The sequence below is a fragment of the Clostridium sp. N3C genome, from assembly GCF_900095445.1.
Lineage (GTDB): Bacteria > Bacillota > Clostridia > Clostridiales > Clostridiaceae > Clostridium_AU.
In genome coordinates this window covers 23,756-49,262 of sequence record NZ_FMJL01000011.1, presented here as the reverse complement: position 1 = coordinate 49,262, position 25,507 = coordinate 23,756, and the positions used below count along the sequence as shown (strand labels likewise).

The 25,507-nt window shown below is 32.6% G+C and carries 25 protein-coding genes and 1 riboswitch; of the genes, 19 read left to right on the top strand and 6 right to left on the bottom strand.

Annotated elements, in window-relative coordinates; translation table 11 throughout:
* Positions 1 to 66: 66 nt before the first annotated feature.
* The 7 genes from rnmV (at position 67) to N3C_RS05255 (ending at position 5,653) form a co-directional block, all read left to right on the top strand.
* Positions 67 to 621, top strand: coding sequence for a ribonuclease M5 (gene rnmV, locus N3C_RS05285; protein ID WP_074365020.1), 555 nt, complete (start codon positions 67 to 69; stop codon positions 619 to 621).
* A 1-nt stretch (position 622) separates the two neighbouring features.
* Complete coding sequence (gene rsmA, locus N3C_RS05280; protein ID WP_074365019.1) at positions 623 to 1,459, top strand: 16S rRNA (adenine(1518)-N(6)/adenine(1519)-N(6))-dimethyltransferase RsmA; 837 nt, start codon at positions 623 to 625, stop codon at positions 1,457 to 1,459.
* Positions 1,460 to 1,534: 75 nt separating this feature from the next.
* A complete protein-coding gene (locus N3C_RS05275) occupies positions 1,535 to 2,935 on the top strand; it encodes a DUF7922 domain-containing protein (RefSeq protein ID WP_074365018.1) in 1,401 nt (466 codons plus the stop codon).
* Positions 2,936 to 3,018: 83 nt separating this feature from the next.
* Complete coding sequence (locus N3C_RS05270) at positions 3,019 to 3,609, top strand: PsbP-related protein (RefSeq protein ID WP_074365017.1); 591 nt, start codon at positions 3,019 to 3,021, stop codon at positions 3,607 to 3,609.
* A gap of 122 nt (positions 3,610 to 3,731) precedes the next feature.
* Entirely contained in the window at positions 3,732 to 4,565 is an 834-nt protein-coding gene (locus N3C_RS05265; RefSeq protein WP_074365016.1) for a YhfM domain-containing protein, read from the top strand.
* A 15-nt stretch (positions 4,566 to 4,580) separates the two neighbouring features.
* A complete protein-coding gene (locus N3C_RS05260; protein WP_074365015.1) occupies positions 4,581 to 5,417 on the top strand; it encodes an Mrp/NBP35 family ATP-binding protein in 837 nt (278 codons plus the stop codon).
* 47 nt (positions 5,418 to 5,464) lie between these two features.
* Complete coding sequence (locus tag N3C_RS05255; protein ID WP_074365014.1) at positions 5,465 to 5,653, top strand: ferredoxin; 189 nt, start codon at positions 5,465 to 5,467, stop codon at positions 5,651 to 5,653.
* Between the two features lie 43 nt (positions 5,654 to 5,696).
* Here the strand turns inward: N3C_RS05255 and thiT are convergent, their stop codons facing one another.
* From thiT to N3C_RS05240, 3 genes are all read right to left on the bottom strand, one after another.
* Positions 5,697 to 6,407 carry an energy-coupled thiamine transporter ThiT gene (thiT, locus tag N3C_RS05250; protein WP_083604432.1) on the bottom strand — a complete coding sequence of 237 codons (711 nt, stop codon included), beginning with the start codon at positions 6,405 to 6,407 and terminating at the stop codon, positions 5,697 to 5,699.
* Between the two features lie 68 nt (positions 6,408 to 6,475).
* Positions 6,476 to 6,579: riboswitch (TPP riboswitch) on the bottom strand.
* A gap of 35 nt (positions 6,580 to 6,614) precedes the next feature.
* Positions 6,615 to 6,794 carry a hypothetical protein gene (locus N3C_RS05245; RefSeq protein ID WP_074365013.1) on the bottom strand — a complete coding sequence of 60 codons (180 nt, stop codon included), beginning with the start codon at positions 6,792 to 6,794 and terminating at the stop codon, positions 6,615 to 6,617.
* A 70-nt stretch (positions 6,795 to 6,864) separates the two neighbouring features.
* Positions 6,865 to 7,956, bottom strand: coding sequence for a DUF3048 domain-containing protein (locus N3C_RS05240; RefSeq protein ID WP_074365012.1), 1,092 nt, complete (start codon positions 7,954 to 7,956; stop codon positions 6,865 to 6,867).
* A 291-nt stretch (positions 7,957 to 8,247) separates the two neighbouring features.
* On the opposite strand from N3C_RS05240, the gene nrdD reads away from it, so the two are divergent.
* The 3 genes from nrdD to N3C_RS05225 all read left to right on the top strand — a co-directional run bounded on the left by nrdD (position 8,248) and on the right by N3C_RS05225 (position 13,014).
* Positions 8,248 to 10,356, top strand: coding sequence for an anaerobic ribonucleoside-triphosphate reductase (nrdD, locus tag N3C_RS05235; RefSeq protein WP_074365011.1), 2,109 nt, complete (start codon positions 8,248 to 8,250; stop codon positions 10,354 to 10,356).
* Positions 10,357 to 10,375: 19 nt separating this feature from the next.
* Complete coding sequence (nrdG, locus tag N3C_RS05230; RefSeq protein WP_074365010.1) at positions 10,376 to 10,891, top strand: anaerobic ribonucleoside-triphosphate reductase activating protein; 516 nt, start codon at positions 10,376 to 10,378, stop codon at positions 10,889 to 10,891.
* Between the two features lie 215 nt (positions 10,892 to 11,106).
* Entirely contained in the window at positions 11,107 to 13,014 is a 1,908-nt protein-coding gene (locus N3C_RS05225) for a peptidoglycan D,D-transpeptidase FtsI family protein (protein ID WP_178377771.1), read from the top strand.
* Positions 13,015 to 13,187: 173 nt separating this feature from the next.
* Here N3C_RS05225 and asnS read toward each other — a convergent pair whose 3' ends face one another.
* Positions 13,188 to 14,579 (bottom strand): asparagine--tRNA ligase, encoded by a 1,392-nt coding sequence (gene asnS / locus N3C_RS05220; protein ID WP_074365008.1) that lies wholly within the window; start codon positions 14,577 to 14,579, stop codon positions 13,188 to 13,190.
* Positions 14,580 to 14,736: 157 nt separating this feature from the next.
* Between asnS and N3C_RS05215 the strand changes: the two genes are divergently transcribed.
* The 6 genes from N3C_RS05215 (at position 14,737) to N3C_RS05190 (ending at position 20,036) form a co-directional block, all read left to right on the top strand.
* Positions 14,737 to 15,651 carry a permease gene (locus N3C_RS05215; RefSeq protein WP_074365007.1) on the top strand — a complete coding sequence of 305 codons (915 nt, stop codon included), beginning with the start codon at positions 14,737 to 14,739 and terminating at the stop codon, positions 15,649 to 15,651.
* Between the two features lie 11 nt (positions 15,652 to 15,662).
* Positions 15,663 to 16,430 carry a TIGR03943 family putative permease subunit gene (locus tag N3C_RS05210; RefSeq protein ID WP_074365006.1) on the top strand — a complete coding sequence of 256 codons (768 nt, stop codon included), beginning with the start codon at positions 15,663 to 15,665 and terminating at the stop codon, positions 16,428 to 16,430.
* A gap of 76 nt (positions 16,431 to 16,506) precedes the next feature.
* The gene (locus N3C_RS05205; protein ID WP_074365005.1) at positions 16,507 to 16,986 is read left to right on the top strand and encodes a PTS sugar transporter subunit IIA; all 480 of its coding nucleotides are present in this window, start codon (positions 16,507 to 16,509) and stop codon (positions 16,984 to 16,986) included.
* 86 nt (positions 16,987 to 17,072) lie between these two features.
* Complete coding sequence (locus tag N3C_RS05200) at positions 17,073 to 17,813, top strand: tRNA1(Val) (adenine(37)-N6)-methyltransferase (RefSeq protein WP_074365004.1); 741 nt, start codon at positions 17,073 to 17,075, stop codon at positions 17,811 to 17,813.
* Positions 17,791 to 18,663: a 16S rRNA (cytidine(1402)-2'-O)-methyltransferase gene (gene rsmI / locus N3C_RS05195; RefSeq protein WP_074365003.1), complete on the top strand. Its 873-nt coding sequence runs from the start codon at positions 17,791 to 17,793 to the stop codon at positions 18,661 to 18,663. The genes N3C_RS05200 and rsmI overlap by 23 nt, the downstream gene beginning before the upstream one ends.
* A gap of 206 nt (positions 18,664 to 18,869) precedes the next feature.
* The gene (locus N3C_RS05190) at positions 18,870 to 20,036 is read left to right on the top strand and encodes a C40 family peptidase (RefSeq protein ID WP_074365002.1); all 1,167 of its coding nucleotides are present in this window, start codon (positions 18,870 to 18,872) and stop codon (positions 20,034 to 20,036) included.
* A 103-nt stretch (positions 20,037 to 20,139) separates the two neighbouring features.
* Here the strand turns inward: N3C_RS05190 and N3C_RS05185 are convergent, their stop codons facing one another.
* A complete protein-coding gene (locus N3C_RS05185; protein WP_074365001.1) occupies positions 20,140 to 20,385 on the bottom strand; it encodes an AbrB/MazE/SpoVT family DNA-binding domain-containing protein in 246 nt (81 codons plus the stop codon).
* Positions 20,386 to 21,197: 812 nt separating this feature from the next.
* On the opposite strand from N3C_RS05185, the gene N3C_RS05180 reads away from it, so the two are divergent.
* Positions 21,198 to 21,881: a DUF624 domain-containing protein gene (locus N3C_RS05180; protein ID WP_074365000.1), complete on the top strand. Its 684-nt coding sequence runs from the start codon at positions 21,198 to 21,200 to the stop codon at positions 21,879 to 21,881.
* 114 nt (positions 21,882 to 21,995) lie between these two features.
* Positions 21,996 to 22,589 carry a DUF1836 domain-containing protein gene (locus N3C_RS05175; protein WP_074364999.1) on the top strand — a complete coding sequence of 198 codons (594 nt, stop codon included), beginning with the start codon at positions 21,996 to 21,998 and terminating at the stop codon, positions 22,587 to 22,589.
* Positions 22,590 to 22,672: 83 nt separating this feature from the next.
* Here N3C_RS05175 and N3C_RS05170 read toward each other — a convergent pair whose 3' ends face one another.
* A complete protein-coding gene (locus tag N3C_RS05170; RefSeq protein WP_074364998.1) occupies positions 22,673 to 22,963 on the bottom strand; it encodes an iron-sulfur cluster assembly accessory protein in 291 nt (96 codons plus the stop codon).
* Positions 22,964 to 23,075: 112 nt separating this feature from the next.
* On the opposite strand from N3C_RS05170, the gene N3C_RS05165 reads away from it, so the two are divergent.
* On the top strand, positions 23,076 to 25,460 hold the full coding sequence (locus tag N3C_RS05165) for an ATP-dependent DNA helicase (protein ID WP_074364997.1): 2,385 nt from the start codon (positions 23,076 to 23,078) through the stop codon (positions 25,458 to 25,460).
* The last annotated feature ends 47 nt before the right edge of the window (positions 25,461 to 25,507 follow it).

The following is a 25,507-nucleotide window of genomic DNA, read 5'->3' as shown; positions in this document are numbered from 1 at the left end:
TTTCTGAGAAAAGCATATAATATATTTATAGAAATTTAAGTATTGCCATACTAATTGGAGGAAAATATGATTAAGGAAGTAATAGTAGTAGAAGGAAGAGATGATGTAACTGCCGTTAAAAGAGCTGTGGATGCAGAAGTAATAGCAGTAGGTGGTTTTGGTATAAATAGTAAAGTTATTAATAAGATTAAAGAGGCACAAGAAAGACAAGGGGTAATAGTGCTTACAGATCCGGATTTTGCTGGTGAAAAAATAAGGAAAATTATATCTAAGAGAGTTCAAGGAATAAAGCATGCATACATATCTCGTGAAGAAGGGAGCAAAGATGGAGATATAGGTGTAGAGAATGCCTCTCCTCAGGCCATAATTGAAGCTCTAAATAAGGCCCACTGTGAGACTAAAGAAAAAAGAGAGGAATTTAATATGCAAGATATGTTTTTCTTTAAGCTCACCGGTAATGAAGAGGCAAGTAATAGAAGAGCTAAACTAGGAAAGTTATTGGGTATAGGTTATGGTAATGCTACAGCCTTTTTATCCCGATTAAACAATTTTGGAATAAGTAAAGAGGAGTTTGTTCAAGCTATTAAAAAAATAGATAATATAGAAAGTGGAGAAAGATAGTATGGATAATTTTAGTACTAAAGAAATTGTAAGAAAATATGGTTTTAAATTTACAAAAAGTTTAGGACAGAATTTTTTAATAGATAATTCTGTGGTTACAGATATAGTAGAGGGAGCTCAAGTAAGTAAAGAGGATTTTGTAATAGAAATAGGTCCAGGAGTAGGGACCTTAACTAGAGAACTTCTAAAGAGGGCAAAGGCGGTATGTGCTATCGAATTAGATAAAAGCTTAATACCAATTTTGCAGCAGGAGCTAAAGGACTTTGATAATTTTCAGCTTGTTAATGAAGATGCGCTGAAAGTTAATTATAATGAAATCATAGGAGAAGAAGAAAGTGTAAAGCTAGTAGCAAACCTTCCTTATTATGTGACTACTCCAATTATCATAAACTTGCTTACTGGAGGATATTCCTTTAAGTCCTTAACAATAATGATTCAAAAGGAAGTGGCGGAGAGAATGAATGCAGTTCCTGGAGGGAAGGATTATGGTTCCCTTTCTTTATTAGTGCAGTACTACTGTCGTACAGAAATTATTAGAAAGGTACCGCCAACTTCTTTTATTCCTCAGCCTAAGGTAGATTCTATTGTTATTAAATTAGAAAAACTAGACACTCCTAGGGTACAGGTACAGGACGAAAAATTATTTTTTAGCATTATAAGAGATGCTTTTAATATGAGAAGAAAAACTCTTTCTAATGCTTTGAAAAATATTAGCATAGGAAAAGAAAAGCTAATGAAAGCCTTTGAAGAAGCAAGCATTGATCCTAAAAGGAGAGGGGAAACTCTTTCTATTGAAGAGTTTGCCAAACTATCAAATAAAATAAAAGCTTATGAATAAAATTTTACATATATGTTCACTTTTAGCACCCTTCCTCATATATTATATTGAATAATATTGTGGAGGGATAATACGGTGGCTCATAAAAAAGGATATAGTAGATATTTTATAATATTACAGCAGGACGAGAACGGCTATTCAGTATCTTCAGATAAGCTGCCTTCCGGTTATACTAAATTGGAGACGAAAAGTGATAAGTGCAAAATAACCTATTATGTACAGAATATAAAAAAGGAGTTAGAGCCTTATTATATGGTTCTAATCTGCAACAAGAAGGACACTAAAAAGATTATCAATCTTGGGGAAATGAACATAGATGAGCATGGTAGAGCAGAGATAACATATGAATATAACACAAGCAACATTGCTGGTACAAATTTGCCTATAGATGTAGTAACGGGAGCAGCAATAGTCAAGCAGGATGGCAGTAATCTTATTTCCGTAATGAGCGGTTTTGCTTCGGCGGATCCACCATCAGATTGGAGAAGCTTCCAGTTGATTAATGAAAATAGAAAGGAAAGTATATCTGAAGAAAGGGTAGAAAAGGCCGAAAAGATTGAGGGAAAATCTGAAGAATCTAATAAGGAAGATAATATATTAGAAAAATCTCTAGAACAGAACAAGGTTTTTGAGGAGTATGAAAGAAAAATTGAAGAATTAAAGCAATTGCAGGATAATAAGGAAGAAAGTGAAGCAGTAAAGGCTGAAGAAATCCTTGAGCCAACGGAAGAAGTTAAGGAAAGTGCTAGTCAAAATATAGAAGAAGTAATTAAGGAAGAAAAAGTAAGACAAGAAATAGAGGAAAAAATTAAAAAGGAAATAGAAGAAAAAGTAAGACAAGAAATAGAAGAAAGAGTTAAGAAGGAAATAGAAGAAAAAGTAAGGGAAGAGTTAAAAGAAAAAATAAGTCAGAATGAAAATGTAAAAACTGATACTTCTAAAGTAGAAGAAAATACTGAAATAAAAGGTGACTTAGATAGAAGTGAAGAGATAAAGGATGAGCAAAGGGCTCTGGAAGAGAAAGTTAATGAAGAGATAGAATATCCTTTAGGTACTGTAGGAGACTTCTTTAGAAAATTAGCTCAGGACTTTGAAGAAGTAGATGGTATATGCACAGAGATAAAGAGATGTAAATGGTATAGAGTTAATGTTGAAAGCTTGCAGGATATGAATGCTGTGGAAGACTATAATAAGTATACCATAATATATTATCCTATGACGAGCTATTACCAATATATAAGTAAATATAAGCACTATCTATTAGGTTACAAATACGATAAAGATGGAAATATGAAATATATTGTTTATGGTATACCTGGCACAAGAAATATTTATGATCAACCTTATGGTGGAAAAACTGGATTTGTTACTTGGGTATCAGAAAACGAAGGGGATACTAGAGGGGAACAATTAGGTTATTGGCTAATGTTCTATGACTTTAAGTCATCAGCGGTAGTAGTCCCAGTTAGAAAATGATAAATTGATCACTAGCTTAGGTTATATTTTTCTCCCCATTCTAATATAATTTACCAATAGTACTGGGAAGGGGAAAGTTTTATATGAGTATAATTATATTAAATAGAAAGAGGTTGGGAGTAACTATAATAGTATTAGGCCTAATGCTAGTGCTAGTAGGAATAGAAATAAGCTTAAGCCACAGATTGAAAACCACAGTACTAATTCAAAATGGTTTTGCAAATTTAAAGCAATATACTATTGAAGATAGTGGTTTAACATATAAGCTTCCTGATAGCTGGGAAACATCGCGGCAGGATTTAGGTGGCGGAGATATAATTTATCATAATAATTTCATCTATACCGATGGAAATGTCCATGGTTTTATTCAACTTTGGAATTCAAAAGGAAAAGACTTAAAGAGCTTTATAGATAGCGGTAAATCTAGTGCTTATAAATCAGATCAAATAAGCAATTATGAGTATAAGCCTATTACTATAAAGGATAATAAGGCCTATTTGCTAACCTATAATGCAAAAACTTCTTCAGGAAAGGATATGAAGGCTATTGAATACTTTATAGATAGTGGAAAAGACTTCTTTAGAATGGCCTTCTTTGTTCCTAGCGACAAATATAAGGAAAATATGCCGGCCATCTTTGATGCTATTGTTAATACTTATGAAAAAACTCAATAATGTTGATTAAATATTCCTCAAGTATTATAATTTTAATGTGAGAGTAGAGAAGCATTATGCTTCTCTTTTATTTTATCAGATTAATTGAAAGGAGAGGGGTTGTACATATACAACCGTAATTTATGAAAAGAGTATATAAAAATATATCTGCATTTATATTGTTGATAATTATGATTTTTTCAACCACTGGCTGTCAAAAAATAAATGACTTAAAACTAAAAATGGGGTTAATTAACAATGACTTTGAGTACATTAAGGAAGGTAAAGCGGATAAAATTATTATTCAAAGCACTAGAGATCTAGGCTTTAGATTTGTTGTAACAGATAAGAGTACCATAGGGGATTTGTATGATATACTTTCTTCTGCTAAAAAGGTTGATCAAAAGTCTGAGTTACAACCAGACTATATATTTGAAATACATGAAAATGGTATGGTACATAAATTTAATTATATTACTGGATTGGACAAAAATGATTATGGTAATTTATATAGTGATGATGCCATTTACATCGTTTCAAAAAGAATAGACCATGATATTATTAGAAACCTATGGAATTATAGAGCACCTAGAGAGTTTAAGGTGACCTATTATGGTTCAATAATACAATTTTTAAGGAATTATACGGAAAAGTTAACTGCAAATGGCAATAAGGTTGGTATAGATCTATCCCAAGATGTAGAGGGAGCGAAGTATTTATTGTCCACAGAAATAGAAGAATTTAAAGAGAATTTATCGAAGACTATAAGTACTGCGGAGCTTGTTGATAATAATAGTGAGGAATTTGATGTATTAGTTACTATAAAGACGCAAGGATATAAGACAACAGTGTATAAAGCCATAATTACGGTAAATGACAAGATAGACAAGAGTGAAACTAAGTATTATATTTATAATAAATATGAAAATGGAGAATGGGAAATTAATGTTACAGACACTAAACCCAATAAGTTTTAGAAAGGACGTGACTTCATGGGAAATTGCGACACTTGTGCCAGCAAACAAAGCTGTAGTAGTAAAAATCAAAACTCTTGTTCCAAACTAGTTCCAAGCCATGGGAAAATTAAAAATATCATTGGCGTAATCAGCGGTAAAGGGGGAGTAGGTAAATCTACAGTAACAGGTCTTACTGCTTTAGAGTTAACTAAAAAAGGTTATAAGGTAGGAGTGCTAGATGCGGATATTACTGGTCCTTCCATGCCAAGATTCTTTGGTCTACAGGAGGAAAGAGCTACTGGTATTCCAGGAGAAAAAGAGAATCAGGTTATATTCCAACCTGTTATGAGTAAAAGTGGAATAAAAGTTATGTCTCTAAACTTTTTAACAGAAGTAGAGGATGAGCCTGTTATTTGGAGAGGACCTATAATCACTAGAGTACTTGGCCAAATGTTTTCTGATACAGACTGGGGAGAATTAGATTACTTATTAATAGATATGCCTCCAGGAACTGGTGATATTGCTCTTACCGTTATGCAAAGCTTCCCTTTATCATCAATAATGATAGTATCAACACCACAGGACATGGTGTCTATGATAGTAAAGAAAGTAGTAATAATGGCTCAAAAGCTTAATATTCCTATACTAGGAGTAGTAGAGAATATGTCATATGTTCAATGCGGTAACTGCCAAGAAAAAATAAGAATTTTTAGCAAGAAAAGTGCAGAAGAACAAGCGGACTATCTTGGCATACCATTGATAGCGGAATTGCCAATAGATATAGATCTAACGGAAAGTATGGAAAATGGAGAAGTTGAAAGATACGTATTTAATATTTCTAAATATGAGAATATAATTAGTAAAATTGTATAGAATATTATTTGTAAGCAATGAAGATGGAAGCTTTGGAGGTGTTGTTAATGATTCCTAAGGTGGATAAGGATACTTGTATAGGATGTGGCTTATGCCCTTCTATATGTCCAGAGGTTTTCGAAATGCAAGATGATGGTAAAGCAGGTACAATAGTTGATGAAGTTCCTTCAGAATTTGAAGATAGTGCTAAGGAAGCAGAAAGCAGCTGTCCTGTAAATGCAATCGAAGTAGAGTAGATTAAAAAAAGATAACCCAATTTTTTAGGGCTATCTTTTTTTATTATTTATTACTTGTTACATGGTAGCTGCTATTAGCTACTTTAGTTAGCTTTTCAAAGGGAATAAGTGCTAGTAATACTATGCATATAGCTGAATCTATAATTAAGAAACTACCGTTATATACAATAGAATACAATAGGGCAGAAGAATAACCACTTTCTGCAGCGTATTCAGCAAAGAATACCACACCAGATACTATATGACAAATAAATCTTAGAATTATGCCTATAGTAACACCTAAATACTTATTTTTTCTAAAGTAGCCAGCGATACCTAATGCTAAATAAGGGAGAGGATAATCTAGAAGTAATTGTACAGGATGGATCACATAAGGCCCTAAAATAAGGGAAATGATACCGAAGATGAATCCTGTTAACATACCTATTTCTGGACCGTACCAAAGAGATATAAGGAATATAGGTAACATACTTCCTAAGGTAACACTACCTCCTTGAGGTAATCTGTAGATTTTAAAGGTATCTAAAATTATAGTAAGTGCTAACATTATACTAATTTGTGCCAATAGTCTTGGCGTGAACTTGATTTTTCTTGCTCTGACCATAACAAACATTATTATAAGTAAAGCTACTACAGTTAAAATTCCTAGCGGTTGAGAGAATATATCCTTGAAATTTTCTAGGATGTTAATCTCTTTTACTCCCTCCCAGCTATTTTTAAGACTGTCTACGATTTTTTGAAAAAAACTAGACATATTGAAACCCCCTTTATTAAAATAAAAAAACCGCAACCCATAGGTGCGGCAATATGATCACATTAAAAAAAGTTCATATCTTGCTTCCCTACGCTGGTACTAACCAGATCAGGTATGAGGGTTAATGGTTTCAATAACCATTTCTCAGCTCATGGCACCCCTAGCATAAACCGATATTAAATTGACAATTTAATTGTAGACTAACCATTAGAAAAAGTCAACCAACCTATCATTATTATTTATTGAAGAATTATTTTTAGGTATATCTATCTTATCTCCTAACTTTACGTCCTTTGGAAGGCGACTTATTGAAATATCTATGGTATCTCCATTTTCTAGAGCAATAAAAGCTTCTGTTAGGTTTTTATCTATTATTTTTCCTTTCATCTGTTATCACCTCGGAATTATTGTGCATTTAATGTAACACAATTATTCCTGGAATTATTTCATAAAGGGATTATTGAAAGTTAATTTGCAATTTACTATCTGCTATATGCCACCAGGTATTTCCTGGGGAAAGGCTTACAATATTTCCTTCAGAATCCTTCAAAATAGTAGGAGAGTTTTCATCAGCCTTTAGCCAACTAATCTCAATGTATTTGCCAGCACTTATCACATAACCTTTACCTTGACCTAGAAGCTTTATTTCAAGACGACCGTCACTGAGAGTTTTTATATCAGTGAGTTGCACTACAATGTTTGAAGCAGTTATATTGGCACCAGTAGGTCTATCTGTTGAAGCTTCATTATCCATATATTTATAATACAGATTATCCTTAAATTCATAAGATGTACTGTAGTATGTACTGAGTTTCATGCTTACTTTTTTAGCAGGGCTAAGATCTTTGTCCCAGTAGCTCTTATTAAATTTTAAGGAAGCAATAGCTGGTTTTGTATATTTTTTGTTCATTATTAACCTTCTAAGTTTATCAGCAGAAGTATATAGGTTGTGAGGTGCTTTTCTTGAATTGTCTCTCCAATAGTATCCTCCATAGGCAAATTCATTCATGCTCATAAGCTTTTCCTTTTCAATAGATTCTAAAGCAGCAGGACTGCCACCACAATGACCAAAAGGAAGATCATATTCCTTTGCTATGGTTAAAAAATAAGGGCGGGCACTTCTTACCGGACCTATCTCTTTAGGGCTATTGGAATGAAATAAGGCTATAAATCTAGGTATACCACCTTCAGCCATGGTTTCATAAACAATATCTGCTTCTGATAGGCCGGACTGAGGTCTGGCAGGTTTAGAGTTTTCTACTATAACCATGAAAGGTATGTTATTATAAATCTCTTTTGTAACTTGAAGCCCTGTATAAGGAGATATATACTGCTCTGTTGGGCTTACATCTACCGGTTCTACAGCTTCTTTATTCTTATTAATTGAGTCTTCTCCTTCTTGCTGTTCTGTTTTGGGTAGATTTGCATTTATTTTTGGATTTTCTCTATTAAAGGTAGCATAACCGATTGCAGAGCCAACAAGAAGGAGGCATATTGTACCTAAAAGTCTTTTTCCCATGTTTCTTTTTCTTGGATTTTTGCCATACATAATTATTTAACCACCTTCATCTTATTATTTATTTAGCAGAATCCTCTTTGGATTATTAATACAAAAAAGGAATTAACTACAATATTATACTATATATCCTATAGTGGTTATACCAAATAAATAAATTAATATATGTCAACAAGAGAAAAAGAAAAAGAAATGAAAAAAAATAAAGGTGAATTGAAGTAATAGAGAATTATCAGATGGAAAGGAATATTTAATAATTGATAATAATATCTAATAGGAGTATAATAGCGTGGTACAATATATTGTGTAATGGGGGTCGTATAAATGCTACATGTTGTGAAGAGGGACGGTAGAAAGGACTCTTTTAATTCCGTCAAAATCACTGAAGCTATTAAAGGTGCAGCACAAGAGATTACCTTTAATTTGAAAGAAAGTGAGGCAATAGAATTAACTCAAAAGGTTATAAAAAAAATAGAGTCTTTGGGCTTTGATTATATAACTGTGGAAGATATTCAAAATTTAGTGGAAAAGACATTGTTTGAAAATGGTTACCACGAAATAGGTAATTCTTACTCAAATTATAGAAAAGAGAGAACAAAGATAAGAGAAATTAAATCCGACTTAATGAAAGCTATTGGAAGAATCGGTGTTGAAACAGACAGAGATAATGCTAATGTAGGAAATAATTTCAGTTCAAAACTATTGAGAATTGCCAGTGAATCTAATAAGTGGCACAATCTTGCAACAATGCCTAAGCATTTAGCCAAAGCTCATGAAAACGGTGATATATATTATCATGACTTAGATTCTTATAATCTTACTATAAATTGCTTACATATTCCTACAAAAGAGGTCTTAGAAAGAGGATTTAATACAGGTTATGGTACTATAAATAAGCCTAAAAGAATAGAATCTGCGGCAGAATTATCCTGTATACTATTACAATCCACTCAGAACGATATGTTTGGAGGTCAGTCCCATCCGGATTTTGACAATGATTTAGCTGCCTTTGTAGGACCCACCAGAGCAGAAATAAGGAAAGAATTAGAGGAATTAGGACTTAGTCAGGATCAAATTGATGCGGTAATAGATAAAAAATTAAAAAGGACTATTTCCCAGGCTATGCAGGGTATTGTTTACAATTTAAACACTATGCACTCAAGAGCAGGTTCCCAAGTGCCTTTTAGCTCAATAAATATTGGTATACCTAATTCTGAGGATGCAGCGTTAATTTGTGAAATATTCCTTTTAGAATATGAAAAGGGACTAGGAAAAGGTGAACAACCTATATTTCCTAATATAATTTTTAGAGTAAAAGCTGGAGTTAACAGAGAGCCAGGAGATCCATATCACTATTTGTTTAAGCTTGCCTGCAGAGTGGCAGCAAAGCGAATGAATCCTACCTTTATGAATATGGATGCGGACTTTAATAAAGAATATTTTGATAGAGGCATCATACCTGCAACTATGGGCTGTAGAACCTATATTATATCAAACATAAATGGAGAACCAGGAACAAAGGGTAGAGGAAACATAGCTCCAGCAACTATCAACTTACCTAGATTAGGAATTTTAGCTAAGGGCGATATAGACAAATTTTTTGAATTACTGGATAATAGATTAGCTTTAACTAGAGAAGCTTTACTACATAGATATAATGTATTAAAGAATTTAAAAGTAAAAGATTTACCTTTCGTTGCAGGTCAAGGTTTACTTAAAGGATCAGAAAATCTTCAGCCGGAAGATTCTATAGAACCAATTTTAAGACAAGGAACTTGGGGAATAGGATTTATAGGATTGGCAGAAACTTTAACTGCCTTGACAGGTAAACACCATGGACAGGACACAGAGGCAAGAGAATTAGGTTTAAAGATAATTAGTCATATAAGAAACTTTACAAATGAAATGACTAAGAAAGATAAATTAAACTGGAGCACCTATGCAACACCAGCAGAAGGTTTAAGTGGAAGGTTTATTATGCAGGATAAAAAAGTCTTTGGTATAATAGAAGGAGTTACAGATAAAGATTATTATACAAACAGCTATCATATCCCTGTAGGCTTCCCTATATCTATAAAGGATAAAATAGATATAGAAGCACCATACCATAAGCTATGTAATGGTGGTCATATTTCTTACTTGGAATTAGATGATACTCCTTCAGAAGAAGTTATTATGGATATATTAAATTATGCTTATAAGTGTACTAATATCAGCTATTTAGGGATCAACTTCCATATAAGATACTGCAAGGACTGTGGAACTCACTTACATATAGGACAGAGCAAATGTCCAAAGTGCGGAAGTCATAATTTACAGGGTGTATCTAGAGTAACAGGTTACTTAAGCTTAGACGAAAGATTTGGACCAGGTAAATCTGCAGAGAAAGCTGATAGAATATCACATACTTCTAAAAAACATAACTACGTATAAAAATAAGAAGGAGAATGTTATGGAAGAAAGGGTATATGTTAGGCTTTCTGGAATAGCTTATGAAAGTTTAGTAAATGGACCAGGTATAAGAAGAGTGCTTTTTTCACAAGGATGTAAACATAATTGCAAAGGTTGCTTTAATCCAGATACTCATTGCTTTGATGGAGGTAAAGAATTTGCTGCTGATGATTTAGTAAAAGATATTTTACAAAATCCTATGTTAAGGGGAGTAACCTTTAGTGGAGGAGACCCACTAGAGCAAGCGGATAAATTTGCTTACATAGCTTCAAAATTAAAAAGTAAAGGTCTAAATATTTGGTGTTATACCGGATATACCTTTGAATACATAATAGAAAACTCTCATAAGCACAAAGGGTGGAAGGAACTTTTAGATAACATCAATGTATTGGTAGATGGAAAGTTTCAAATAGAAAATAAAGTAGAAGGACTAAGATTTAGAGGTTCTAGTAACCAAAGAATAATAGATGTAAAAAAGAGCATGGTTTCTGGTGATGTGATAACTTTAGACTATTAAGATGATTTAATTATAAGCTTTTAATACATAAATTAGAAAATATTGATGATCAAGATGTCCCTTGTTCATCAATATTTTTTTGTAAATATTTTATAGTGGTATAATTTGGACTATCAATTTGCATCGAAATTTAGTAGCATTATGGTATAATTACTTATAGAAAAAAGAGGACAAGCATTTAATTTTGTATAAACAAAAATGGGGTGAGAGTAACCTTGAAAAAGAGGAAAAAGTTGATTAAGAAAAGTAGGATGTTAATTGTTGCTTTAATTTTTTCTGTAGTATTTATTTCCCTTATAGGTAGGTTAATATATTTAATGGCCTTTGAAGGAAATGTAGATTTAAAGCTTAAGGCCTTACAAAGGCATACTAAGACTATTGAAATAGCTCCACAAAGAGGCACAATTGTTGATAGAAATGGTTCTGAACTAGCTATTAGTATTAAGGTTTTCAGAATAGATGCAGACTTAAAAACCTTAAAAAAATATATTAAAAAGAAAAATTTATCGGAGGCTGATGTAACAAGGGATTTAGCCAGTGCGCTGGAAATGGATCTTTCTGAAATGGAAAAGATAATGAGTACCACAGATGCCGAGGGTAAGCCTTCTCAATTTGTATCTTTAAAAAGAAAAGTAGAAAAAAGTGTTGTAGATGCGGTAAAGGCTTTAAAGCTGGAAGGCATAATAATATCTGATGATGTAAAGAGATATTATACTAATGGGTCCTTCCTTTCCCATGTTTTAGGCCATATAAATATGAATGGAGATCCGGTAACGGGAGTAGAACTTAGTTATAATGATGTTCTTACAGGTATTCCAGGAGTAAAAGTGGTGGAAACAGATGCAGCAAATAATAGCTTACCCTATACTGAATCCACTGTTATAGAACCGGTAGACGGAAAAAATCTCATGCTTACCATAGATGAGAGAATTCAAGAGCTAGCGGAGAGAGTTGCCAAAGAAACCTATGAAGAGACTAAGTCCCATTCTGTTAGCATTACAATAATGGATCCTGATACTGGCGAAATTTTAGCTTTGACCAATTATCCAAGTTATGATCCTAACAATCCTAACACAGGAGCTGAAACAAAGGAAGAGATTCTAGAGATGTGGAAAAACAGAGCAGTAACTAATGTTTTTGAACCTGGTTCTATTTTTAAGGTTATAACTGCAGCAGCAGGCTTATACAATAATGCCCTTCAAGGAGGAAAAGAATTTTATTGCAGTGGCAGCATAACTATAGGAGGTACAACGCTATACTGTGATAAACGAGAGGGACACGGATATGAGGATATTTCAGACATAATAAAAAATTCATGTAATGTTGGCTTTATTCAGTTAGCTGAAAAAATTGGTAAAGAAAATCTATATAATTATATTCAGCTTATGGGATTCAGTCAAAAAAGTGGTGTAGATTTACCAGGAGAATCTGATGGATTAGTAACAAGCTTGCAAAATATGGGACCAGTAGAATTTGCAACAACATCCTATGGTCATGGAATTGCAGTAAATCAAGTTCAATATTTGGCTGCCTTTAACGCTGTTGCCAATGGTGGAACTTGGATAAGACCTCATGTTATGAAGGAAGTTTACTATTATAGGGATGGCAATAAAATAGTAGATAAGACCTATGATAACCTAGCCATGAGGACAGTCCTTTCCAAGGAAAAGGCTGCTGAGCAAAGAAAATATATGGAGAAGGTTGTATTAGAGGGAACTTCTAAGGCTACAATTATACCGGGATATAGCATTGCTGGTAAGACAGGAACCGCTAGTAAGGCTGAAAACGGAAGGTATTTAACTGGTAGATATGTATCATCCTTTGCAGGTATGGCTCCCGTTGATAATCCTAAGGTTACTTTAATAGTAACAGTAGACGATCCGGATTCATCTAATTATTATGCATCTTCTACCGCAGTACCTGCAGCCAAAAAACTATTTGAAGAGCTTTTTGTAATAATGAATATACCTCCTGACAAGCCAGAAGAACTAACTACAACGCAGGAGAAGAAAGAAGGCCAGCAGGATGAGCAAAAGAAAAGTGAAGAAGGGACAAAAGCCAGTGGAAATGAAGAAGCAAAGGCTACAAAAAGTACAAATGCTGGCAATAATCCAGAGCAATAGGCAGTAGATAGATTTCTGTATCAAAATATATAACTTTAAATATATAGCTATGTTTAAGAAAAGTGTTGATGGACAACCTTCTTTAGGTGTCATTAACACTTTTTTAAACAAAGATAAATAGTGAAGATAAAAGATAAAAAAGCTATTGAAGCTTAAGCTCCAATAGCTAAATTCTAGAACAATGCATTTTTTGTTGTTCTTGGGAAAGGTATAACGTCTCTTATGTTGCCCATACCAGTAATGTACATTATTATTCTTTCAAAACCTAAACCAAAGCCGGCATGCTTGGTGCCACCATATTTTCTAAGCTCTAGATACCACCAGTAATCTTCTTTCTTAAGGCCTAGTTCATCAATTCTCTTTTCTAACATATCTAATCTTTCTTCTCTTTGGCTTCCGCCTATTATTTCACCAACACCTGGAACAAGAAGGTCCATAGCGGCTACAGTCTTGTTATCGTCATTTAATCTCATATAAAAGGCCTTTATTTCCTTTGGATAGTCTGTTACGAAAACAGGCTTTTTAAATACTTTTTCTGTAATATATCTTTCATGTTCTGTTTGAAGGTCACAACCCCATTTTACAGGATAGGTGAAATTCTCACCGGATTTCTGCAATAATTCAATAGCTTCAGTATAAGTTATTCTTGCAAAATCTGAAGAAACTACATTGTTTAATCTATCTAGTAATTCCTTATCTATAAAGTTGTTAAAGAACTCCATTTCCTCTGGAGCATTTTCCATTACATAATTGATGATATACTTAATCATGTCTTCTGCTAAACGCATGTCATCTTCAAGATCTGCAAAAGCAATTTCTGGCTCTATCATCCAGAATTCTGCTGCGTGTCTTGTAGTGTTTGAATTTTCAGCTCTGAAAGTAGGACCAAAAGTATATACATTTCTAAAAGCTAAAGCATAGGCTTCTGCTGCTAATTGACCGCTTACAGTTAGGTTAGTTTCCTTGCCGAAGAAATCTTCTGAGAAATCAATGCTTCCATCTTCTTTTCTAGGAGGGTTGTCAAAATCCATGGTGGTTACTCTAAACATTTCACCAGCACCTTCACAGTCGCTACCAGTTATTATTGGAGTATGGGTATAAATAAAGCCTCTTTCCTGGAAGAACTTGTGGATAGCAAAAGCTGCTAAGGAACGAACTCTAAACACTGCTGAAAAGGTGTTGCTTCTAGGTCTTAGATGAGCGATTTCTCTAAGGAATTCAAAGCTATGTCTCTTCTTTTGAAGAGGATAATCAGGAGAAGATTGACCTTCAATAACTACTTCAGAAGCTTGAATTTCAAAAGGTTGCTTTGCCTGAGGAGTAGCTATTAACTTTCCTGTAACCCTTAAAGAAGCGCTTACATTTACCTTTGATATTTCTTTAAAATTATCTAGATTCTGATCGAAAACTATCTGTATATTTTTAAGGAAACTTCCATCATTTAATTCAATAAAACCAAAAGCATTAGAAGCTCTAAGAGTCCTTACCCATCCTGATACTGTTATGATTTTATCTAGGTATTGGGAGGTGTTTCTATACAACTCCTTTACTAATATATTTTCCATGCTAAAGTACCATCCTTTCCGTTTATAGCTTAATTTTAAGTATACCTCAAAATGTGTATTTTGCAAGTTTTTTTGCTGTAAAGAAATACTTAAATGGAAAGAATCCTCATACACTATTATGGACAAGATTCTTTATTAATTGATAAGAGGGGTAATAATGGATCAACTAAAAAATTTTTCTACAATATTTATGAGTTTAATACTTGAAGGATTTCCTTTTTTAATTTTAGGAGCACTAGTATCTTCATTAATTCAATTGAAGATATCCGAGGAGAAAATAAGTAGTTTTAAGTCTAAAAGTAAAATATTATCCTTGCTAGTTATGGCGGTGGCCGGTGTCTTTTTCCCCGTTTGTGAATGTGCTATGGTGCCTATTGTTCGGAGGCTTGTAAAAAAGGGCATGCCTATAGGTATGGCCATAACCTTTATGACAGCAGTACCTATAGTTAATCCTATAGTATTTATGTCTACATACTATGCCTTTTTAGGTCATTCATACATAGCAGTTTTGAGGTTTGCTTTAGGAATAGTATGCTCTATTATTATTGGCTATTTGATGCAAGAGCTTACAGATAAGAATCCGCTAAAAGAAGAAAAAAGTCATCATGATCATCATTGCTGTTGTGGACATAGTCATCACCATGGTAATCATAAGAAGGAAAGTACAATAAAAGTTATAGTAGGTCATGTTAGCGAAGAGTTTTATGAAATAGGTCGATTCTTTATATTAGGAGCTTTATTATCTTCTCTTTTTCAAGGGATGATACCGAGGCATGTTATTTTAAAATTAGGCAGTGGACGAGTATCCTCTATATTAATGATGATGCTACTAGCCTTTGTATTATCCATATGCTCCGAGACCGATGCCTTTATTGCTAGAACCTTTTTTAATCAATTTACCGGCAGCTCTGTAATGGCTTTTTTAATATTTGGTCCTATGATAGACATAAAAAACACCATTATGCTATTATCAAATTTTAAATTGAACTTTATAATAAAGCTTATTTTTGTAATCTTTGCTGTATGTTTTCTTATTGCACTACTTTTGCCTATGCTTGGCTTGGGACTATAGGAGGTGATAAGATGAAAAGGACTTTTAATATTGATACTGCCCTATGGTCTATTGTGCTATTACTGCTCTTTTATACTTTTATAAAAATTATATATAGTGGGGAAATTAATAACTTTATTCATCCGGACATGATTAAGTATTCTATCTTTGGAGCTATATCAATTGGCATTATGCTAATCTACAATATTGTTAATATCTTCAGTGAAGCTGAGGAGGAAAAAGTAAGGTATGGATATTTTTTATTTCTTATACCGGTTATTATATATATGATTATAAAACCTTCTGGTTTAACTGAAAGAGCAGTTATTAATAGGGGAATAAACATGGAATTTTATAAGGCTCTTATGGCAGATGAAGAAGTTAGTGAACATCACCATGATCATAAACATAGTCACAGTCATGGTGATGGAGAAATAATAAGAAGAAATGGAGAATTAGTTGTAAGTAATGAAAACTTTTTTACTACCTTTAAGGAGCTATATAAAAATCAAGAAAAGTATCAGGAGGAAATTGTAAGAATTAAGGGGTTTGTGGTGAAAGAAAAAGGCGAAAGTGAAAGTTTCATATTATCAAGAATGGTTGTTTCTTGCTGTGCAGCAGATATGGAGGTCATAGGTATAAGATGTAAGTATAAAGATACTCCGTTACTTTATAATGGGCAGTGGGTAGAAATAAGGGGGAAACTGCAGGTGAAAGAAGCAGAAAAAGGGCCTATGCTTATGATAGAAAGCTTAACTCCTATAGAAAAGCCAGAGGACAGCTATATCTATAGGGACTGAAGATTGACAAGATATGTTAGCAGACTTATAATGACTTTATATTTAGTTTATTTATGTAAAATGGGAGGAGCATTTTATGTTGGACTTTCTAAAAAGGGGCTTTAAGCTTGTTGCGCCAGTCAGTGGAAAAGTTATAGATTTATCAGAGGTACCTGATGATATCTTTGCAGATAGAATGGTTGGAGAAGGAGTAGCTATTGATGCCACTGATGATATTGTAGTGGCTCCTGCAGATGGTGAGATTAGTTTAATATTTAAAACTAATCATGCCTTTGGAATGCTTTTGGACAACGATATTGAAGTTTTAGTTCATATTGGCTTGGACACTATATCTCTTGGAGGAGAGGGATTCAAAAGATTAGTGGAAGAAGGGCAGAGAGTAAAGGCTGGTGATCCCATATTAAAGGTAGATAGAGAATATATTACTTCAAGAAACTGTTCCTTAGTGACGCCGGTTTTGATAACTAATCATGATATGGTAACTTTTACTTCCTTTAACATAGGCAAAAATGTTACCGCTGGTAGTGATGTAATATTTGAATATAAATTGAAATAGGAAATAAAATAGTATATTATATTTTTAGTGATATGTTTTTTCATATCACTTTTTATTTTGTATTGAAAAATTGAAAGAGTGATATAATGGAAAAGTGGATTAAAGAAGATGAAACTTTGGATGATTTACAGCTGAAAGGTCTACATATAATTCAAAAAAAAGAGGGCTTCAGATTTGGAGTGGATGCAGTGCTGCTAGCTAACTTTGCTAGAGTAAAGAGAGGTATGAAGGTAATAGATTTATGCTCTGGAACAGGAATAATACCCTTAATACTAGCAGGTAAGACAGAAGCAGCCAAGATAACAGGATTAGAAATACAAGAAGATATGGTGGAAATGGCTTTAAGGAGTGTTAAATATAATAAGTTAGAGGAACGGCTTGATTTTTTAGCAGGAGATTTAAAGGATGAAAAACTTCTAAAGTCTATGGAAAAGGCGGATGTAGTAACAGTAAATCCTCCCTATAAGCTAAAGGGTTCAGGTATAGTAAATCCTGAAGATAAAAATGCTATAGCTAGACATGAAATTTTGGCTACCTTAGAAGATGTAATTAAGGCTAGTCGAATATTGCTAAAGGATAATGGACGCTTATACATGGTACATCGTCCAGAGAGAATTGCTGATATTCTCTGTCTTATGAGAAAATATAAAATTGAACCTAAAGCTATTAGAATGGTTCATCCTAATACTAAAAAAGCACCAAACATTGTTTTGGTAGAAGGACAGCGTGATGGAGGAGCTTTCTTAAAATGGCATCCACCTCTTTACGTTTATAAAGATGAGGGTGGCTATAGCGATGAAATAAATGAAATATACGGAAGAAGGTGAGCTTGTGTCGGAAGGTAAATTATATATGGTTCCTACTCCTATTGGTAATTTGAAAGATATTACTTTGAGAGCCTTGGAGGTTTTGAAAAGTGTAGATTTGGTAGCAGCGGAGGATACTAGACAAACATTAAAACTATTAAATCATTTTGAAATTAAGAAACCTTTAATAAGCTACCATCAACATAATGAAATGGTAAAAGGTGATGATATAATTCAAAGACTTAAAAAGGGTGAAAGTATTGCGGTAGTGACAGATGCTGGTACACCGGGAATTTCAGACCCAGGAAGTGTAATAGTTAAAAAATGTATTGAAGAAGGTTTGTCCTTTGAAGTGCTACCGGGAGCAACGGCTTTTACCACTGCATTAGTATGCTCCGGTTTAGATACAACTTCCTTCATATTTAAAGGTTTTATACCGAGGGAGAATAAGGAGAGGGTTAATCTTACAAAAGAATTAAAAGATCGTAAGGAAACTTTGATTTTCTATGAAGCACCTCACAGGTTAAAGGAAACCTTAGGTTTTCTACTGGAGGCCTTTGGAGATAGGAAAATATCTATTTGTAGAGAACTTACAAAGCTTCATGAAGAAATACTACGTTTGAACTTAAGTGAAGCTATAAAATATTATGAGTCAAATTCTCCTAGAGGGGAATATGTACTTGTACTTGAAGGTAAAAGCGAAGAAGAAATTGCAAAGGAAGAAAAGGCACTGTGGGAAAACTTGACTATAGAAGAGCATATTTTGAGCTATATGGAAAAAGGAATGACCAAAAAAGAAGCAGTAAAACAGGTGGCTAAAGATAGAGGTGTTTCTAAGTCTGAAATATATTCATATTCAATAAATCTATAAAATTTAAAAAAAAGTTACAATTTTGTTGTAGCTTTTTTTATTGTGATGGTATATCATTAGATATGTGGTAGGACAAGCATTTATTTGGTAAAAAGCTGTCTTAAAATACAATGAAATTGTTGACAATTACAATTGGATATAAAAAAGATTACACAAAGGAGGTGGAACCACTCTAGGCTAGTTAGCATAAGTTTGGGTGGGGTGTTTTGAAAAAGAAGATATTTACAGCACTTTTATCGCTGGGATTAGTTTTTTCAATGAATGTAACTGTATTAGCTGATACTATAGAGGAATTAGAGCAACAAAAGCAACAAATAATTCAACAACAGAATGAAGCAAAGGCACAAAGGGATGCATTTTTAAGTTCCTATAATAGTGTTAAAGAAACGGTAGAAAATTTAGAAACAGAATTACAGAAGATGGATTCTAAAATCGAAACTCTTATTAATGAAATAAATGAAAATGAAAGAGATTTACAAAATACTAAAGAAGAGATAGAAAAGACTCAGAATGAAATTATTAAAAAAGAAGCAGACATAAAAGAAAAGCAAGAAATACTTGATGAAAGAATGACAGCTCTATATAAGAGCGGAGCTAATGGATACATATCCGTGATATTAAAATCTAATGGTTTAGGAGATTTGATATCAAGAATAGAAGCTGTAAACAAGATAGCTGATTACGATAAAAAGATAATAAATGAAATGAATGAGCAGAAGAAGGAGCTAGAAGAGCAAAAAGCTGCCTTGGATTTACAAAAAGCAAAGATAGAAAAATTAAAGGAAGAAAATATACAGAAAAAGGTTGAATTAGACAAGTCTAAGAGTGAACAACAGGCAATTTTAGCTGAAAATCAAGCTAAGATGAAAGAGTTTGATGAAAAGGTAAACTATTACTATGATCTTATTAGTAAGTTAGAAGCACAAAAGAAGGAAAAGGAAAGACAGATAACTAATTTAAAAAATAGGACAATCAGTACTGTTTCAAGCTCATCAAGAGGAAGTGGTTCCTCAGCTAATTATTCAAGCGATGCCCTAGTTCAATATGCTTTAAGCTTTAGAGGAGTACCATATAAGTGGGGAGGTACTAGTCCATCAGGCTTTGACTGTTCCGGTTTTGTACAGTATGTATATGCACACTTTGGAATTAGGTTGAGTAGAACAACTTATACTCAGGTTAATGAAGGAACATCAGTATCAAAAAGTGATCTTCGACCAGGAGATCTAGTATTCTTTGGTACAAAAGGATCCCCTCATCACGTAGGTATATATATAGGAGATAATTCCTATGTTCATGCACCTCAAACTGGAGATGTAGTAAAGATATCTCCATTAACAAGAAAAGATTTCTGTGAAGCAAGAAGAGTAAGATAGTAAAAACCGAAGGTATAATCCTTCGGTTTTTTTATGGTGAATTAAATATAAAAAAAGATGCAAAGGTATTATAACCTTTACATCTTAACATATTAAAGAAACATTATTTTTCGCTTTTTATATCATCTAAGCAATGCTTACAAATGTTTTTACCTTTGTAGTTAATAACATCTCTTGCATCTCCGCAGAATATACAAGCTGGTTCATATTTCTTTAATATAATCTGCTCTCCATCTACGTAAATTTCTAATGCATCCTTTTCAGCAATATCAAGAGTTCTTCTTAATTCTATAGGAATAACTATTCTTCCTAATTCGTCTACTCTTCTTACTACACCTGTTGATTTCATTTTTGTTCCTCCCTTTTTTACATGCTTCGACGTATTTGTGATTATATTATAGCAAATATGTAATTAACAGTCAAATACTGTTTATTTATTAACCTCATTAAATTGCAAATGATTTGCTAATTTTTTGATGAAGTTTTCTCTATTCATTAATATACTACCATATAATTGAAAAGTCAATATCTTTTTGCAAAATATATGTTTTTTTGACAAAACCCTAAACACGTTGAAAAAACATGGTTTGTAAAAATATTTTAAAAATTTTTACAAAAATTAATTATATATTTATGTAAAAAAGTAAAATTATGCAATGGAAAAAAATGAATTTTAAAAAATAGTAATAATATGGATTAAGTTTGAGGTATTTGTCGAAATATCAGTTTTTATCTCTGTTTTTTACTTTATTACTCATACATTTTTGAAAAAAATTTGATCTAAAAAATATGCTAGCAAAAATATAAGTAATAAATTATGGAAAATTTATAGATTATTATTTTTATTCTCTCTATATATAATATGAAGTTGTAAAAAAAAGAGAATTTTATTTTTAACTTTTTTTGCTTTTTAACTTATTTACTGTATATCATATAGACCTTATTATAATTTTTATTTCTATTCGTAATTATTTACATTTTTTAAAATAATTATACTTAGCTTTATAAATATTTGAATTGATTAATCTGAATTAATATTCTACAATATGTAGTGGCGTATATATCCACTTTCATAAATTTGCTATTCCCATATTTTTATTGTTAGTATATTATATATCTACGGCTTTTATTTTTAATAAATAGATGATTGGAGGAAATCATATGGCTAAGAAGAATATTATAGAAAGTCCTATATATGTAGCTATGTGTTACTTTAGTTGGTTTGTTATCTCAAATATATATTTTATGGTATTAAATATATTACTAATATTTTTTTTATTTGCTATTCAAGTAGATCTAGACAATATTTTTTATTACATAATGCTTTTTGTGGCTCTTTTACCAGTGGCTCCATCATTTACAGCCTTGCTTTCTGTTATGGGTAAACTGGTGAGAGAAGGGGATATAAACTTAACAAAGAATTATTTTAAAGCTTATAAGGAAAATTTCAAACAAGCTTTTTCTATAGGGGCTCTACTTTCTATCATAATAGTAGTTTTGCTGATAGATATTAGAATTGTTAAAACTAGCTCCCTTGCTTCTTTCTTAGTTCCGATTTTCTATGCTTGTATTTTTTCAATTTTGCTTATTACATTAAATGCCTTACCTATAGTATCTAGATTTTATTTGAAAACAAAAGATGTTTTAAAATTATCAGCTTTCTACATTGTGAAAAAGTTCAAAAACACTCTTCTGAATATATTGGGTATAGCTGCTGTGTTCTTTTTAGCCGATTATGCTCCTTCTTTTGCCTATATGTTTTTTGCTAGCATAATAGCCTATATTATTATGTTTAACGTGAAAAGCATATTACAGGAAATAGAAGAAAAAATAATTAATAATTAATAACATATTTTAATGGATAAATAGAATGTTTAACTTGTAATAAGTTTATATATACCGTATAATATAATTAGCAAAATGCATATAGCTTTTACAATTTAAAAGGAGATGTAGCAAATGGAACGTAAAAAGTTTGATATTAATCGTATTAGACAGCTAGCAGAGGAAGTGTCTAAAAATAATTTGGTTCCATATGAAGATTTACCTAAATATGATCTGTTTTTATCCCAAGTTATTGATTATTTAAATGATAAGTTTTCTGATGAAAAATACACCAACAATATAGTTCAGAATTATATAAAGAGCGGCGTTATAAGTAAGCCTGAAGATGGTAAGAAAAGAGGTTATACAAAGCTCCATTTAGCTCAGCTAGTATTGTTAAGTTATATGAGACCAGTACTTACCACTGAAGAGATTAGTAAGGTTTTTAGGCTGGCTTTTAATGAAATAAATGACCGCAGTGATGATATAATATCTTGGGAAAATGCTTATAAAATATTTGCAGATATTCAGCAACATAGTTTTGATGAATTTCTTAAGGTGGAATACTTTAATGATAACAAACTTCAAAAGTTTATTAAGGAAAGCAACCTATCATCTAAGGATGAAGAGAGAATATTTGTTTTTTTAACGGTAATGACATTAATAGCTCAAGCTAGTGCGATTAAAAAGTTAGCTCAAAAGATAGTTTCAGAATATGAAAGTGAATAGTTTGATTGGAAAATAGATAACAGTTTCTTACACTAAAGTAAATGTCGGTAAAATGGCATTTACTTTTTGTATTATTTTCTTTGCTAGCAGCCTAAATGGGCTCCGCCCTCTACGGTATAATAAATTCCAAAAGGACCCTTATCATGAACTATTTTTCCTTCATCTAATAGGGAAGCAAAGTCCTTGTCTGCCACTATTTTAATACCATCTATTATAAGCACTTCATCCCTTTCCTCTTCCTTATCCAAAACTACTCCAAAGGCTGGACCAGAACAGCCAAAGCCTCTTAAAACTATTCTAGCAGCGGATTTATTTTTCTTTTTAAGGTCATCTCTTAAGATTTCCTTAGTTGATTCTTCTATGCTTAGATTCAATTAATCACCCCTCACTTATATTGCTTTTACATAAGTATGATATAATATAGTATATTTAATTAGTAAAAATCTAAACACATTTTAGAAGTCACAGACAAAAAGGTTGATTATGATGAATAATAATGCTCATAGTGTTAAGATTTCTGTTCGAAATTTAGTGGAGTTTACCCTAAGAAGCGGTGATTTAGATACTAGATTTACTACTTCTTCTAGGGCGGTGGAAGGAACTAGACTGCATCAAAAGCTTCAAAAGCTTAATAAGAAAAAGTTTGCCGAAATGAATATGGAATATATGTCAGAGGTGTTTCTTTCCTATAGCTTTGAAAGGGAAGGAATTTCATATATAATCGAAGGTCGAGCGGATGGAATAATTGTACCCTTGGAAAATAGCTTATATAAAAAGATAACCATAGATGAAATAAAAACTACTAGTCAGCCTTTAGAAAAGATTCATGAAGATTATAATGAACTTCATTGGGCTCAGGCTAAGTGCTACGGATATATTTATGGTTTGCAGCAGCATCTTGTAGATATAGATATTCAGTTAACCTATTGTGATGTGGAGAATGAAGATGTAAAGGTCTTTGTAAAAAACTTTTCTATGGATGAATTGGAGTCTTATTTTTTAAATATCATAGATAAATATCATAAATGGGCATGCCTATTGGAGCAGTGGATTGACGATAGAAATCTATCCATAAAGTCCTTAGTCTTCCCCTTTGCTAGCTATAGAAAAGGTCAGAGGGAGTTAGCGGTTTCTGTTTATAAGACTATAAGAGAAGGAAGAAGCATCTTTGTTCAAGCACCAACGGGGATAGGTAAGACTATTTCTACCATTTTTCCTGCGGTGAAAGCTATGGGTGAAGGTTATGTATCAAAAATATTCTACTTAACCGCTAAGACAATCACAAGACAAGTAGCAGAAGAAGCTATAAATAAAATGAGAGAGAGTAATTTAAGCTTCAAGGCCATTACCCTTACTGCAAAGGATAAAATATGCTTTAACAAGGGATCTGCCTGCAATCCTGAGAAATGTAGTTACGCTAGTGGACATTTTGATAGAGTTAATGATGCTATAGAGGATATACTTATAAATGAAAATCAATTAACTAGAGATAAAATTGAAGCATATGCTAGAAAGTATAGCATATGTCCCTTTGAATTTTCGCTAGATTTAACCTTATGGGCTGATTGTGTTATTTGTGATTATAATTATGTCTTTGATCCAAGGGTAAGTTTGAAAAGATTTTTTGAAACTAGGGGAGACTATGCTTTTCTTATAGATGAGGCACACAATTTGGTGGATAGGTCTAGGGAAATGTATTCGGCACAACTAAATAAGGCTACATTTTTGAAGCTAAAAAAGCTTATGAAGAATATAGAAAATAGTATTTCGAAGAGCTTGGGAAAAATTAACGACTACTTTCTTACAAGGAAAAAGGTTCTGGAAGGAAAGAAATTTAGTAAAGAAAAGGCTTTGCCAGAGGATTTATATCCTCTGTTAAAAAAGTTTGTTAAGCTATCAGAGGATTGGCTTGCTAACAATGAGGGCTGTGAAGGACATGAAGATTTATTGCAGTTATACTTTGATGTTTTATCTTTTCTTAGGGTTTGGGAACTATATAGTGATGATTATATAACCTATGTAGAAGATACTGGTGTTGATCTTATTATAAAATTATTTTGTCTTCACCCAGGGAAGCTTTTAAGGCAAAATATAAATAAGGGAAGGGCAGCGGTGTTTTTTTCAGCTACCTTGACGCCTATGAGCTATTTTAAGGATATATTAGGTGGTAAGGAAGAGGATTACTTTATGAGATTACCATCCCCTTTTCCTAGAGAGCGACAATGCTTATTAATAGCAGATAGAGTTTCTACTAGATATAAGGATCGAGATAGAAGTATAGGCATTATTACTAGATATATATATGGGCTAATAAGTGCAAAAAAGGGAAATTATATGATTTTTTTTCCTTCTTACAAATATATGCTGGATGTATATAATTACTTTGTGGAAAAATATTCAGAATTTAAGATACTGCTTCAGCAGGGAGATATGAATGAAGATGAAAGAGATGAATTTTTGAAATCTTTCGTAGAAGAACCACAAGAAACTCTCATAGCCTTTGTGGTTTTAGGAGGAATATTTTCGGAAGGTATAGATTTAAAGGGCGATAGACTTATTGGAGCAGCTATCGTAGGCGTAGCACTTCCTCAGCTATGCTTAGAGAGGGATATAATAAAGGATTATTTCGATGAACTAGGGCAAAAGGGATATGATTATGCCTATACCTATCCTGGAATGAACAAGGTTATGCAAGCAGCTGGTAGAGTAATTAGATCCTTAGAAGATAAAGGGGTTGTATTGCTTTTAGATGATAGGTTTTCATCTTATCAATATAGACCTTTATTTCCTGAGAACTGGCAGCATGCCAGAATAGTAGCTTCACCGTCTGAATTAAGTAACATTGTGAAGCACTTTTGGAGTGAAAAATAGTCTATATAACTTTCGATAATTTCATAGAAGAGTGTGCAATTTTTCCT

What these genes read in the sequence shown, in the direction of transcription:
- rnmV (WP_074365020.1), top strand. Translation starts at nt 67, where the DNA reads ATGATTAAGGAAGTAATAGTAGTAGAAGGAAGAGATGATGTAACTGCC.
- rsmA (WP_074365019.1), top strand. Translation starts at nt 623, where the DNA reads ATGGATAATTTTAGTACTAAAGAAATTGTAAGAAAATATGGTTTTAAA.
- N3C_RS05270 (WP_074365017.1), top strand. Translation starts at nt 3,019, where the DNA reads ATGAGTATAATTATATTAAATAGAAAGAGGTTGGGAGTAACTATAATA.
- N3C_RS05265 (WP_074365016.1), top strand. Translation starts at nt 3,732, where the DNA reads ATGAAAAGAGTATATAAAAATATATCTGCATTTATATTGTTGATAATT.
- N3C_RS05260 (WP_074365015.1), top strand. Translation starts at nt 4,581, where the DNA reads ATGGGAAATTGCGACACTTGTGCCAGCAAACAAAGCTGTAGTAGTAAA.
- N3C_RS05255 (WP_074365014.1), top strand. Translation starts at nt 5,465, where the DNA reads ATGATTCCTAAGGTGGATAAGGATACTTGTATAGGATGTGGCTTATGC.
- thiT (WP_083604432.1), bottom strand. Translation starts at nt 6,407, where the DNA reads ATGTCTAGTTTTTTTCAAAAAATCGTAGACAGTCTTAAAAATAGCTGG.
- N3C_RS05245 (WP_074365013.1), bottom strand. Translation starts at nt 6,794, where the DNA reads ATGAAAGGAAAAATAATAGATAAAAACCTAACAGAAGCTTTTATTGCT.
- N3C_RS05240 (WP_074365012.1), bottom strand. Translation starts at nt 7,956, where the DNA reads ATGTATGGCAAAAATCCAAGAAAAAGAAACATGGGAAAAAGACTTTTA.
- nrdD (WP_074365011.1), top strand. Translation starts at nt 8,248, where the DNA reads ATGCTACATGTTGTGAAGAGGGACGGTAGAAAGGACTCTTTTAATTCC.
- nrdG (WP_074365010.1), top strand. Translation starts at nt 10,376, where the DNA reads ATGGAAGAAAGGGTATATGTTAGGCTTTCTGGAATAGCTTATGAAAGT.
- asnS (WP_074365008.1), bottom strand. Translation starts at nt 14,579, where the DNA reads ATGGAAAATATATTAGTAAAGGAGTTGTATAGAAACACCTCCCAATAC.
- N3C_RS05215 (WP_074365007.1), top strand. Translation starts at nt 14,737, where the DNA reads ATGGATCAACTAAAAAATTTTTCTACAATATTTATGAGTTTAATACTT.
- N3C_RS05210 (WP_074365006.1), top strand. Translation starts at nt 15,663, where the DNA reads ATGAAAAGGACTTTTAATATTGATACTGCCCTATGGTCTATTGTGCTA.
- N3C_RS05205 (WP_074365005.1), top strand. Translation starts at nt 16,507, where the DNA reads ATGTTGGACTTTCTAAAAAGGGGCTTTAAGCTTGTTGCGCCAGTCAGT.
- N3C_RS05200 (WP_074365004.1), top strand. Translation starts at nt 17,073, where the DNA reads ATGGAAAAGTGGATTAAAGAAGATGAAACTTTGGATGATTTACAGCTG.
- rsmI (WP_074365003.1), top strand. Translation starts at nt 17,791, where the DNA reads ATGAAATATACGGAAGAAGGTGAGCTTGTGTCGGAAGGTAAATTATAT.
- N3C_RS05185 (WP_074365001.1), bottom strand. Translation starts at nt 20,385, where the DNA reads ATGAAATCAACAGGTGTAGTAAGAAGAGTAGACGAATTAGGAAGAATA.
- N3C_RS05180 (WP_074365000.1), top strand. Translation starts at nt 21,198, where the DNA reads ATGGCTAAGAAGAATATTATAGAAAGTCCTATATATGTAGCTATGTGT.
- N3C_RS05175 (WP_074364999.1), top strand. Translation starts at nt 21,996, where the DNA reads ATGGAACGTAAAAAGTTTGATATTAATCGTATTAGACAGCTAGCAGAG.
- N3C_RS05165 (WP_074364997.1), top strand. Translation starts at nt 23,076, where the DNA reads ATGAATAATAATGCTCATAGTGTTAAGATTTCTGTTCGAAATTTAGTG.